Below are 12,673 nucleotides of genomic sequence, written 5' to 3' on the forward strand. Positions count from 1 at the left end.
GCTGGAACGCGGATGGCCACCATCTCTCGCAAGAAAATTACCGACGACCCGTATGGCGCGCTGATCCTGATTCGCCGCCTGGTCATGGAACAGGCGACCGCCTACTGGCGCCGCTATCTGCTCGCTTTCGCGCTGATGGGCGTCTCGGCCGCCACCACGGCGGGCGCGGCCTATCTGCTCGGCGAGGTCATCAACCAGGCCTATGTCGACAAGAATGTCCGCGGCATCGCGATCCTGTCCGGCGTCACGCTGCTGATCTTCATCCTGAAGGGGGCTGCGACCTACGGCCATACCGTGATCCTGTCGCAAATCTCGAACGCTATTCTCGCCAACAACCAGCGCCGGCTGTTCGCCAAGCTGATGAGCGAGAGCATCGGCTTCTTCTCGGAGCGGCACTCCTCGGAATTCCTCAACCGGCTCAATGCCGGCGCCGCGTCGGTGACGCAGGTGCTCAGCCTGCTGATCAATGCCATCGGCCGCGATCTCTTGTCGCTGATCGCGCTGGTCAGCGTGATGCTGATGCAGGATCCCTATATGGCGCTGTTCGGCTTCCTGATCGCGCCGCCGGCGATGCTGATCCTGCGCAAGCTGGTGCGCCGCATCAAGGGCCTCGCCCGCACCCAGTTCACCGGGACCGCCGACATCATGGAGACGATGCAGGAATCGCTGCAGGGCATCCGCACCGTCAAGGCGTTCACGCTGGAGCAGACCATGCAGGAGCGCATGGAAGCCAGCATCACCGCGGTGGAAAAGAACGCCAACAAGATGGCGCAGGTCTCCAACCGCTCCAGCCCGCTGATGGAGACGCTCGGCGGCTTTGCGATTGCGGGATCGCTGATGTATGGCGGCTACCGCGTGGTGGCGATGGGCGCCACGCCGGGCCAGTTCTTCTCGTTCCTCACCGCCTTCCTGCTCGCTTACGAGCCGGCCAAGCGGCTGGCGCGGCTCAACATCGATCTGAATTCCAGCCTGATCGGCGCGCAGATGCTGCTCGAGATCGTCGACAGCCCGGCCTCGGAGCCGAATGACGACCACAAGCCGGCGCTGAAGCTCAACGAGGCCCGCGTCGAGCTGCACGACGTCACCTTCCGCTATCGTCCCAACGAGATCGTGCTCAACCGCATGAGCTTCGTCGCCGAGCCCGGCCGCGTCACGGCGCTGGTCGGCCCCTCCGGCGGCGGCAAGTCGACCGTGCTGGCGCTGGTGCTGCGGCTCTACGACCTCAACGAGGGCGACATCACCATCGACGGCCAGTCGATCTCCACGGTGTCGCGGCGCTCTCTCAGGCAGCAGACCGCCTATGTCGGCCAGGACGTCTATCTGTTCCGCGGCACGATCTACGAGAACATCGCGTTCGGCCGCGACGGCGCCACCGAAGACGAGATCATCTCCGCGGCCAAGGCCGCCTGCGCGCATGATTTCATCATGGGCTTTCCGCTGGGCTACCAGACACCGGTCGGCGAGCACGGCGCGCAGCTTTCCGGCGGCCAGCGCCAGCGCGTTGCCATTGCCCGCGCACTGGTGAAGAACGCGCCGATCATCCTGCTCGACGAGGCCACCGCGGCACTCGATTCGGAATCGGAGAAGTCGGTGCAGGAAGCCATCGAGCATCTCTGCCGCAACCGCACCACCATCGTGATCGCGCATCGGCTGCACACCATCATGCACGCCGACGCCATCCTGGTGGTCGAAGGCGGCGAGATCGTCGAGAGCGGCCGGCATGATGATCTGCTGAGGAAGAATGGCCGCTACGCCTCGTTCTTCCGATTGCAGCATCGGGATGCCAGTTCGCTGGCCCCGCTCGACGCGCCGACGTAACGTAACTCCCCTGTTCAAATCTGTGAAAGACCGTCCATGACGACATCCTTCGTGATCGATCCGCCGCCGCAGGCCGCCATCGCCATTCAGGGCGACGACAAGAAGTTTCCGGTCCGCCGCGTCTGGTGCGTCGGTCGCAATTATCTCGAGCACATTCGCGAACTCGGCAATGACGAGCGCAACCCTCCCTTCTTCTTCGCCAAACATGCCGACATGGTCGTGCCGGATGGCAGCAGCATCCCTTACCCGACCCTGACGAAGGACATGCAGCACGAGGTCGAGCTGGTGGTCGCGCTGAAGAGCGGCGGGCTCAACATTTCCGCCGACAAGGCGCTTGACCATGTCTGGGGCTACGGCGTCAGCGTCGATCTCACCCGCCGCGACCTGCAGACCATCTCGCGCAAGAAAGAGCAGCCCTGGGAGATCGGCAAGTCGTTCGACATGTCGGCGCCCACAGGCGCGCTGGTGCCGGCCGCCAAGGTCGGCCATCCCTCCGCGGGCAAGATCTGGCTGTCGGTGAACGGCACCGAGCGGCAGAAGGGTGATCTCTCCGAGATGATCTGGAACATCGCCGAGATCATCGCGAAGCTGTCGCTGCAGGTCGAACTCGGCGCCGGCGACGTGATTCTCACCGGGACCCCGGCCGGCGTCGCCGCCTTGCAGCCCGGCGACAAGGTCGAATGCGGCGTCGATGGCATCGGCACGCTGAAGTTCGAGATCACAGCCGCGAAGTAGAACGCTGTATAAACTTACTTTAGCGACAGCACTCCGTTCACCTCTCCCCGTTGGGGAGAGGTCGACCGGCGTAGCCGGTCGGGTGAGGGCTCTTCGTTTCCAATGATGGGCCGGCGCCCCCTCACCCCAGCCCTCTCCCCGACGGGGAGAGGGAGCGCGAAGCCGGCGCGTCGCTGCACTAAGCGATCTACTGCGGCCAGTAAATTTCCGGCACCGGCCGCGTGAAACTCATGCGGCCGTTTTTCATGGCCATCAGCGGCTGCGCGAGTTCGGCTATGGCGGCCGAGGCACTCATCGAGTCCAGTACGACGATGTCAGCCGGATTGCCGACCACGATTCCGTAGTCCGTCAAATTCATCAGCTTCGCCGGCCCCGACGTCACCATGTCGAGGCAGGCCGCGAGTTCATCCGCCTGGCCGGCCTGCGCGACGTTGGCATAGAGATTGGCCATCCGCACCAAGGAGCAATCGCCGAACGGCGTGAACGGGTTCAGCACGTTGTTGGTGGAGATCGAACAGGTCACGCCGTCCGCCAGCAGGAGATGCGCCGGCGCCACGCCGCGCGGCACAAGGTGGTCGGAGCCCCTGCCCATCAGATAGAGATCGGTCGCCGGCAGCACCGTCAAAGCGACGCCGGAGCGCGCCAGTTTCAAGCTGACCTGCTTCAGCGCCGGCGCAGCCAGCGCCGAGAGCTTGCTGACATGGCCGATCGCGACGCGGCCGCCCCAGCCATAGGCGTCGGCCTGCCGGCAGACGTCGTCGAGATGCATCCAGGAGGGATCGAGATCGAAATCGAGATGGAAATCGATGTCGAGATTGTAGCGCTTGGCGAGTTCGAAGATGCGCGCGATCTGGCCGTTGGGATCGCTGTCGATATAGGGCGCGCCGCCGATCGAACCGGCGCCGGTCTCGCAGGCCTCGACCAGCAGTTCGTCGCAGCCGGGATCGTTGAGCAGGCCCTCCTGCGGAAACACGCAGAGTTCGAGATCGATTGCCCAGGCGAAATCGCGTTTCAATTTTGCGACGGCGTGAAAGCCCATGAGACCAATGCGCGGATCGACCTCGACATGGGTCCGCATCCGCGTCGTGCCCTGCACGATCGCCTTCTGCAGAGTGCGGCTGCCGCGCTCGTAAATGTCTTCCTCGGTGAAATCGCGTTTGGCGGCGGCCACCGAAGCGATCACCTCCGAAACCGTATTGGTACGGCAGGTACAGCGCTCCGAGATGCAGGACTTGTCGAGATGGATATGCGTCTCGATGAAGCCCGGCACCAGCAACCGGCCATTTAGCGCGATGTCGCGCGAGGCGTCGCGCGCCGCCATCGTGGAGTGCACCTCGATCGCGGCAATGCGGCCGTCAGCAACCGCGATATCGACGGGATCGGCGCCAGCACCGGCGATGCGCCCATTGCGCAGCACGTAGTCGAACAACATGAAAAACCTATCTGTGGTGGTGAAGCGTCAGCCGTCGATGCCGTGACGGGTCAGAATGCGTTCGGCGCTGTCGTTCCAGACATCGGTCTCGACGATCTTGCCGCCGCGAACCACGAAGCGATCGACGTAGCGATTGCCCTCGAACGGCGTGCCGTCCGGCCATTCGCCATATAGCGTGCCGATATTGTAGACGATGGTCTCGCTGACGCCGGGGGAGACGTCGCTGCGCTCGATCTTCTTCTTCACCCATTTGTAGCGCTTGGCATTGAAGCCCGCGGTCTCGCGCGGATGCGACATTTTCCGTCCGCCGGTAAAGGTGATGCGAACGTCGTCACTCATGAAGGTCGCTGCTGTCTCCGGGTCGGGGATCATCGACGCCACGAGATAGCGCTCCACAATATCGGCGGCCTGCGCGGTTTCGTCGATCGGGTCGGCCATGTCGAATCTCCTCAAAAAGCTAATCTAGCAGCAGCCCTGGCTGCGAAACCACTGCGATACCACGCCTTCGAACGGCGTCCACGCCTGCTCGAATTCGCGGTAACGCGGCACATTGGCGCGGTACATCTTTCGCAGTTCGGTTTCCATCGCGTCAAGATCGACCCCGGTCGGCTGGCCGTTGCGGCTGATGACGCAGCCATTGACCACGACGTCGCGCACGCAGCCCGTATTGCCGCGCGCAAACAGCATGGCGAGCGGATCGACCGGCAGGATGGCGTCGCGGTCGAGCTGGCCGATGTCGAGCACGACAAAGTCCGCCGCGTTGCCCGACTGCAGCGCGCCGCTGCCCGGCGCGCCGATCGCGCGGCGACCGTTGCGCACCGCCAGCTCGAGAAACCCGGCATTGCTCCAGGTGCGCTCGAACCCTTCGCCATCGTGGAACATCCGTACCAATCGCATCTCGCGGATCGCGTCGTCATCCTCGTCGAGCGCCACGCCGTCGATGCCGAAGGTGACGGCGCAGCCGCGACGATACGCATCGGCGATAGGTGCGCGGCCGGAGCGCAGGTGGAGGTTGGACGAAAAATTGGTGACGAGGGTCGCGCCGGATTCCGCGATCATGTCGAGTTCGTCGGGCCGGGCGTGAATGCCATGCGCCAGCGTCAGCCGCGGCGACAACAGGCCGATGTCGCGCAGATAGCGCACCATGCCGTCCGGAAAGGCGCGATCCGCCCAGGCGCGCTGGTAGATGGTCTCCAGCAAATGCATGTGGACGCGCCGCCCGGTGGCCGCGGAACGCTCCGCGATCGCCTCCAGCAGCATGCGCGAGCACCATTGCACACCGGCCGGGCCGAACTGCACGTCGACCATCGGCCCGGCAATCGCGGCATCGATGGCTTCGACACGCTCGATATAGTCCGATGGCTTCGTAGCGGGCCGGACGAACATCTCCTCGATCGTGCTTCGCGCCGCTGCCGGCAATGTCGCCAGCACGTCGGTCTCGTCGCCATAGACGATCGGGTTCTGGTCCCGCACTGCCAGCGCGAAAGCCAGCCGCACGCCGACATCGGAAGCGGCTTTCGCGATGGCGACCGCCTCATCGACGATCGGCATCGTGCCGCTCGGCCGCGTGTAGTGGATCATCACGCCGCCGCAGCCCGCCCGCGCCGAGCGCGCCAGCGACACCGCCGCCGCGAGATAGGGATCCGGCGGGGTGCCGAAGGCGGAGCGCGCGATCCAGGTTTCCAGCGGCATGCCCGACGCACCGAACGAGGTGATCGACGGCCGGGCATGGTCGTGGGCGTTGATCAGCGCCGGAATGACCAGCGTATTGCCCGACGCCTCCCCGGCATCGGCCGCGACGTCCGTAATCATCCCGCCGTCGTAGCAGACGGCTGCAGATGACACGACGCCGCGATCGGTGCCGGTGAAGATATTCGTCGCGAGCAGGCGCGTGGTCATTCCCGAGCGCCGTCTCAGTTCGCGGTGTAGGTCAGCTCACGCTCGGCGCGCGGCGGCAGGAATTCGCGCGAAAACACTTCCTTGACCACCGGCGTGCGCTTGAGGTCGTAGCCTTCGACCACCATGCCGATGGCGCGGGTCATGCGGTCGTCCTTGATGTCGCCGACGCCGATTTCCTTCATCTCCGGCGAGACGATCAGCTTGTCGAACGAGTACTGCAGGCGGCGCTTCTCGACCGGCGCATCGATCAGATTGTCGAAGGCGACCACCGAGGCCATCGCCGCGTTCTGGTCCTTGGCGACCGCGATCATGCCCTTGTTGATGGCGCGCACCAGGCCAGCGACGGCCTTCGGATTCTGCGCGATCATCTTCTGCGACACGATGACGCCGTTGGAATACAGGTCCATGCCGTAGTCGCCGAACGAGAACCACTTGAAGTCCTTGTCGGGATCCTGGCGGTTCAGCACCAGGTTGAAGTAGCTGGTGATGTTGAACACCAAAGCGGCGTCGATGTCGCCCTTGATCAGCATCGGCTCCTGCAGGTTAGGCGCCATGTTAGTGACCTTGATCTTGTCGGCCTCCAGTCTGTTCTTCTGGATGAATACCGGCAGCAGACGCGTCGTCGGGGTGCCCTGCGCGCCGCCCAGCGTGCGGCCCTCGAAATCCTTGATCGAGTTGATGTTGCTGGTCTTCTTGGCGACGATCGCGAAGGGAGGCTGGTTCCAGATCATGTAGACCATGACCGGCGCGTCGGCCGGCCGCGTCGAGGCATTCTGGATGATGGCGTTGACGTCGCCGAAGCCGGCGTCCCACGCGCCCGACATGATGCGGGTCACGGTGGCGCCGGAGCCTTCGCCCTGGTCGATGACGACGTTGAGGCCTTCTTCTTTGAAGTAGCCCTTGTCCTTGGCGTAGAAGAACGCGGCGTCAGAGCCCTGGGTCTTCCAGCCGAGCGTGAACTTGATCGTGGTCTCCTGGGCAGACGCAGCACTCGTGAGCAGAACGCTGCCGACCAGAACCGCACTCAATCGCTTCAACATGACATTCTCCTGGGTTGTGGTGGTGAGTTAGGTGACGACGAGATCGTTCTTACGCGTGGCCCAGCCGGTGACACGGGCCTCGATCAGGGAGAAGACGACGTAGAGCGCGACGCCGAGCACCGCGAGAATGAACAGGCAGGCGAACACCAGTGGCACGTTGAAGTTCGACGACGCGCTCATCATCACATTGCCGATGCCGCGGTTGGAGGCCACGGTCTCCGCCAGTACCGCGCCGACGAAGGCGTAGCTGACCGCGACCTTCAAGGAGGCGAAGAAGAACGGCATGGTGCGCGGCAGGCCGACATTCCACAGGATATCGAGCTTGCTGGCGCCGAGCGCTTTCAACACGTCTTCCAGTTCAGGCTCGGTGGTAGCAAGCCCCGTCGCGATGTTGACGACGATCGGGAAGAAGCAGATCGACAGCGCGGTGAGGATCGCCGGCACGCTGCCGGAGCCGAACCACAGCACGAAGATCGGCACCACAGCGACCTTCGGGATCGACGAGAACCCGACCAGCAGCGGATAGGCGGTGTCGTAGGCCACCTTCGACACGCCGATGATGGCGCCGAGCGCGACGCCGAGGCCGACGCCGAGCACGAAGCCGGCCATCGTGGTGCCCAGCGTCTGCAGAATGTGCGGCCACAAGATCGGGAACTTGGCGATCAGCGTGGTGACGATCTCGGTCGGCTTCGGCAGCACGAGGTCGGAGATGCCCGAGGCCATGCAGAACAACTGCCAGCCGATGAAGAAGATCGCGATCAGCGCGAAGGACGAGACTTTCTGGCGCAATGCGAGATTCATGACGTCGCCTCCGAGGTTTCATCCGCCGGGTCGGCGCGAGCGACGACGATCAGGTCGCGCAGCCGCTGGTTCAGCGCCACGAAGTCCGGCTCGAAGGTCATCTTGATGGTGCGGGGACGCGCAAAATCGACCTTGCTGTCGTCGATCACCCTCCCCGGCCGCGGGCTCATCACGCAGATCCGGCTGGCCAGGAACGCCGCCTCGCGCAAATCATGCGTCACCAGCAATACGGTGGGCTTATGGGCCAGCCAGAGGTTCTGCAGGATGGTCCACAGCTCTTCCTTGGTGAACTGGTCGAGCGCGCCGAAGGGCTCGTCGAGCAGCAGCATGCGCGGCTCGTGGATCAGCGCACGGCACAGATTGGCCCGCTGCAGCATGCCGCCGGACAATTGCCAGGGAAACTTGTTGGCGAAGCCCTTGAGCCCGACCTGCGCCAGCAGCGCATGCGCTTTGTCGCGAAACGCCAGCTTGCGCTGCTTCTTGAACTGCGAGCGAAACGGCTCGACGATCTTCAGCGGCAGCATGATGTTCTGCTCGATGGTCAGCCACGGCAGCATGGTCGGGTTCTGGAATGCCATGCCGACCCGCAGCGCCCGCGCCGCCACTTCACGCCCACCGACGATCACCACGCCGGAGGTCGGCCGTACCAGGCCTGAGACCAGCCGCAGGATCGTCGACTTGCCGCAGCCGGACGGCCCGACCAGCGCGAGGAACTCGCCGTCAGGGATGATCATGTTGGTTTCGGCCAGCGCCGGGGTCGCGGTCGGGCCGCGGCCGAAGGTCACGGAAGTCGCCGATAGTTCGACGGCGATCGGTCCGGATTTGACGGGCGCGGCAGGCGCCACGGCAGTTTGCATACTGTTCATGGCTTAAAGTGCATGCAATTGCGATGCCAGCCTGCTTCCGCTGGAATTCCGGATCGTTTCGGATTATCGCTGATACCGCTGGAAGTTTGTTGGGCAGTGCCTCGACAACGTGCATGCAATTCGGGCACCGGCCTGCCGGCTGTCGCGCTCACCTTGGAGCCTATGGCGTTGGATACGGCGAAGCCATTGAAATCATCGGACAAAGTCGGGACGATCTGTCGCGCGCTGCGGCGCGCGATCATCGAACAGGCGCTCGAGCCCGGTGCCAAGCTGCCCGAGGACGCGCTCGGCGAACGCTTCGGCGTCAGCCGCACCATCGCCCGCCATGCGCTCGGCCAGCTCGCCTCCGAGGGCCTGGTCGAACTGCGCCGCAACCGCATCGCCGTGGTGGTGACGCCGAGCTGGCAGGACGCCCGCGACACCTTCGACATCCGCATGGAGCTAGAACGGCTGGTGATGCGCCAGCTCGCTGGCCGGCTCAGCAGGGCGCAGGTGGCGCGCCTCAAAGCCCATGTCGAGGCCGAGAGCGCCGCACGCGAGGGCCCAGACGCTGTCTCAATTCGCCTGGCCACCGAATTCCATGTGCTGCTGGCGACCATGACCAACAGCCCGGTCATGGTGCGCTATGTCAGCGAGATCGCCTATCGCTGCTGCCTCACGCTGTCGCTGTACAGCCGGCCGCATTCGTCGGAATGCGGCGTCAACGAGCATATCGGCATCATCGACGCGCTGGAGCGCAGCGACGCCGCCGGCGCCATGGCGCTGATGCACTCGCATCTCGACCAGGTCGCGACCCGCGCGCTGGTGACGCCGACGCCGGCGCGCGGCCGCGATCTGCTGGATGTGCTGGCGCCCTATGCGGCTGAGGGCGCGGAGCTGTCCGTAGCCCCTGCCGCGAAGGCCGTGGCCGCGTTGAAGCCGCGCATCGTGCGCTGACACTCCGTGTCGTCCCTGCGAACGCAGGGACCCATACACGCTGTCGCCTTGATCGATCTCAGCCGGCAATAGCTCGGCAGAAGCCGAAACCCGGAGGCTATGGGTCCCTGCGTTCGCAGGGACGACATGGGAGCTCTGGGATAGTACGAGCCAACAAAAAGCCCCGGATCGCTCCGGGGCTTTGTCGTTCAGTGATCCATCGCCGAAGCGATTGGACTCAGTAGCGGTACTGGTCGGTCTTGAACGGGCCCTGCTGCTTGACGCCGATATAGGCGGCCTGCTCGGGGCTGAGTTCGGAGAGCTTCACGCCGATCTTGGCGAGATGCAGGCGCGCAACCTTCTCGTCCAGCGCCTTCGGCAGCACGTAGACTTCCTTCTTGTACTTGCCGTCCTTGTTGTTGGCGTAGAGTTCGATCTGCGCCAGCGTCTGGTTGGTGAAGGAGGCCGACATCACGAAGGACGGGTGGCCGGTCGCGTTGCCGAGGTTCACCAGGCGGCCTTCCGACAAAAGGATCATCCGCTTGCCGTCCGGGAAGGTGATCTCGTCGACCTGCGGCTTGATGTTGTCCCACTTCATGTTCTTCAGATGCGCGATCTGAATCTCGTTGTCGAAGTGGCCGATGTTGCAGACGATGGCACGATCCTTCATCGCGCGCATGTGCTCGATGGTGATGATGTCCTTGTTGCCGGTGGCGGTGACGAAGATGTCGGCGATCGGCGCCGCGTCTTCCATGGTCACGACCTGATAGCCTTCCATCGCCGCCTGCAACGCGCAGATCGGATCGACTTCGGACACCATGACGCGGGCGCCGGCCTGGCGCAGCGACGCCGCCGAACCCTTGCCGACGTCGCCGAAGCCGGCGACCATCGCAACCTTGCCGGACATCATGACGTCGGTGCCGCGGCGGATGCCGTCGACCAGCGATTCACGGCAGCCGTACAGATTGTCGAACTTCGACTTGGTGACGCTGTCATTGACGTTGATGGCCGGGAACAGCAGCTTGCCGGACTTCTGCATGTCGTACAGGCGATGAACGCCCGTGGTGGTCTCTTCGGAGACGCCCTTGATGCTCTCGGCAATGCCCTTGAAGTAGCCCTTCGGCTTCTCCTTGAGCTGCTTCTTGAGCAGCGCGAAGAAGATCACTTCTTCGTCCGATTCCGGCTTGTCGAGGAAGGCGGTGTCGCCGTTCTCGGCGCGCAGGCCGAGGTGGACGTACATCGTGGCGTCGCCGCCGTCATCGAGGATCATGTTGGGATGACCGCCGCCATGCCAGTCGAACATCCGTGCGGTGTAGTCCCAGTAATCTTCCAGGCTCTCGCCCTTGATGGCGAACACCGGAATGCCGGCGGCGGCGATCGCCGCGGCGGCGTGATCCTGCGTCGAATAGATATTGCATGATACCCAGCGCACGTCGGCGCCGAGCGCAGCCAGCGTCTCGATCAGCACGGCGGTCTGGATCGTCATGTGCAGCGAGCCGGCGATGCGGGCGCCCTTCAGCACCTGCTGCGGGCCGAACTCCTCGCGGGTGGCCATCAGGCCCGGCATCTCGGTCTCGGCGATCGAAATTTCCTTGCGGCCGAACGGCGCGAGCGCGATGTCCTTGACGATGTAGTCGGTGAAACCCTTGGGCGCGGTGGTCATGTGATCTGTTCCTGGAACGGAGTTATCTGGACTTATCAATAGGTAGCGAATTGGGGCAGTTCGTGGCGGTCTGGCCGCTCCCCTTCGGCGGAGGAGGCAGATACCGAAATCGCTGCGGTCGTTGCGGTGGTCGTCCGCGTCAGCCCTCCCCCGCAACAGGGGGAGAGCGCGTCGTACATGGTCGTGACGCCAAAGCTTACTTCAACTTCCAAACACCCTGAACGTTACGCTAACGCATCGGCGTATGATGAAGCAGTCGCGTTAAACCGCAGCCTTCAGCTTGTCGACAAGGTCGGTCTTCTCCCACGAGAAGCCGCCATCCGCATCCGGCGTACGGCCGAAATGGCCATAGGCCGCGGTGCGGGCGTAGATCGGCTTGTTGAGGTCGAGGTGCTTGCGGATGCCGCGCGGCGTCAGGTCCATCGATTCGGCGACGGCCTTTTCGATCAATTCATCGGCGACCTTGCCGGTGCCGTGGGTATCGACGTAGATCGACAGCGGACGCGCCACGCCGATGGCGTAAGCGAGCTGCAGCGTCGCCTTGTCGGCGAGGCCGGCGGCAACGATGTTCTTGGCGACGTAGCGTGCGGCATAGGCGGCCGAGCGATCGACCTTGGTGGAATCCTTGCCGGAGAACGCGCCGCCGCCGTGCGGGGCAGCACCGCCGTAGGTATCGACGATGATCTTGCGACCGGTCAGGCCGGCGTCACCATCGGGACCGCCGATGAAGAACTTGCCGGTCGGGTTGATGTGCCAGATCGTCTTGTCGGAGATCCAGCCTTCCGGCAGCGCCTTGCGGACGTAGGGCTCGACGCAGTCACGCACCTGGCTCGAAGTCATGTCTTCCACCAAATGCTGGTGCGAGACGACGATCTCGCGCACGCCGACCGGCTTGCCGTTCTCGTACTGCACGGTGACCTGGCTCTTGGAGTCCGGGCCGAGCACCTTCTCGATACCGGCGTGACGGGCTTCCGAGATCAGGCGCAGGATCTTGTGCGCGTAGAAGATCGGGGCCGGCATCAGCTCGGCGGTCTCGTTGGTGGCGTAGCCGAACATGATGCCCTGGTCGCCGGCGCCCTCTTCCTGGTTGGTACCGGGCTGCAGCGCGTCGACGCCCTGCGCGATGTCGGCCGACTGCGGATGCAGCAGGATCTCAATGTCGGCGGTCTTCCAGTGGAAGCCGGCCTGCTCGTAGCCGATGTCCTTGATCGCGGCGCGCACCACGGCCTCGATGTGCTCGTTGGTGACCGAGGCGGGACCGCGGGTCTCGCCGGCGATCACGACCTTGTTGGTGGTGGCCAGCGTTTCGCAGGCGGCCCGGATCGCCCAGGGATCCATGCCGGCCTTCGCGCCTTCGCGGAAGAACAGGTCGACGATTTCGTCGGAAATCCGGTCGCAAATCTTGTCCGGATGACCTTCGGAGACGGATTCACTGGTGAAGAGATAAGACGCGCGCATCAACTAACCCCTTTGTTCCGCCATGCATCGGCGGCCTTTCGTCAAA

General features: G+C 64.1%; 11 protein-coding genes. 3 read left to right on the forward strand and 8 right to left on the reverse strand.

Features of this window, described 5'->3' with window-relative positions:
- Positions 1-12 precede the first annotated feature (12 nt).
- Together FNL56_RS19330 and FNL56_RS19335 are read left to right on the forward strand one after the other, a co-directional pair.
- Entirely contained in the window at positions 13-1,818 is a 1,806-nt protein-coding gene (locus tag FNL56_RS19330; protein WP_143582245.1) for an ABC transporter ATP-binding protein, read from the forward strand.
- Positions 1,819-1,854: 36 nt separating this feature from the next.
- Positions 1,855-2,553 (forward strand): fumarylacetoacetate hydrolase family protein, encoded by a 699-nt coding sequence (locus FNL56_RS19335; protein ID WP_143574603.1) that lies wholly within the window; start codon positions 1,855-1,857, stop codon positions 2,551-2,553.
- Between the two features lie 187 nt (positions 2,554-2,740).
- Here FNL56_RS19335 and FNL56_RS19340 read toward each other — a convergent pair whose 3' ends face one another.
- The 6 genes from FNL56_RS19340 to FNL56_RS19365 are packed head-to-tail and all read right to left on the reverse strand — an operon-like array spanning position 2,741 to position 8,591.
- A complete protein-coding gene (locus tag FNL56_RS19340) occupies positions 2,741-3,985 on the reverse strand; it encodes an amidohydrolase family protein (RefSeq protein ID WP_143574604.1) in 1,245 nt (414 codons plus the stop codon).
- Positions 3,986-4,012: 27 nt separating this feature from the next.
- Entirely contained in the window at positions 4,013-4,423 is a 411-nt protein-coding gene (locus FNL56_RS19345) for a nuclear transport factor 2 family protein (protein WP_143574605.1), read from the reverse strand.
- A 24-nt stretch (positions 4,424-4,447) separates the two neighbouring features.
- Entirely contained in the window at positions 4,448-5,884 is a 1,437-nt protein-coding gene (locus FNL56_RS19350; protein ID WP_143578127.1) for an amidohydrolase family protein, read from the reverse strand.
- 14 nt (positions 5,885-5,898) lie between these two features.
- Positions 5,899-6,924: an ABC transporter substrate-binding protein gene (locus FNL56_RS19355; RefSeq protein ID WP_143574607.1), complete on the reverse strand. Its 1,026-nt coding sequence runs from the start codon at positions 6,922-6,924 to the stop codon at positions 5,899-5,901.
- Positions 6,925-6,951: 27 nt separating this feature from the next.
- The gene (locus tag FNL56_RS19360) at positions 6,952-7,725 is read right to left on the reverse strand and encodes an ABC transporter permease (RefSeq protein WP_143574608.1); all 774 of its coding nucleotides are present in this window, start codon (positions 7,723-7,725) and stop codon (positions 6,952-6,954) included.
- On the reverse strand, positions 7,722-8,591 hold the full coding sequence (locus tag FNL56_RS19365) for an ABC transporter ATP-binding protein (RefSeq protein WP_143574609.1): 870 nt from the start codon (positions 8,589-8,591) through the stop codon (positions 7,722-7,724). The genes FNL56_RS19360 and FNL56_RS19365 overlap by 4 nt, the downstream gene beginning before the upstream one ends.
- A gap of 162 nt (positions 8,592-8,753) precedes the next feature.
- Here FNL56_RS19365 and FNL56_RS19370 point away from each other — a divergent pair, with 162 nt between their 5' ends.
- Positions 8,754-9,527 carry a GntR family transcriptional regulator gene (locus FNL56_RS19370; RefSeq protein ID WP_143578128.1) on the forward strand — a complete coding sequence of 258 codons (774 nt, stop codon included), beginning with the start codon at positions 8,754-8,756 and terminating at the stop codon, positions 9,525-9,527.
- Positions 9,528-9,744: 217 nt separating this feature from the next.
- Here FNL56_RS19370 and ahcY read toward each other — a convergent pair whose 3' ends face one another.
- Positions 9,745-11,169 carry an adenosylhomocysteinase gene (ahcY, locus tag FNL56_RS19375; RefSeq protein ID WP_143574611.1) on the reverse strand — a complete coding sequence of 475 codons (1,425 nt, stop codon included), beginning with the start codon at positions 11,167-11,169 and terminating at the stop codon, positions 9,745-9,747.
- A 261-nt stretch (positions 11,170-11,430) separates the two neighbouring features.
- Complete coding sequence (metK, locus tag FNL56_RS19380; RefSeq protein ID WP_143574612.1) at positions 11,431-12,627, reverse strand: methionine adenosyltransferase; 1,197 nt, start codon at positions 12,625-12,627, stop codon at positions 11,431-11,433.
- Positions 12,628-12,673 lie beyond the last annotated feature (46 nt).

This window comes from Tardiphaga sp. vice304 (assembly GCF_007018905.1).
Lineage (GTDB): Bacteria > Pseudomonadota > Alphaproteobacteria > Rhizobiales > Xanthobacteraceae > Tardiphaga.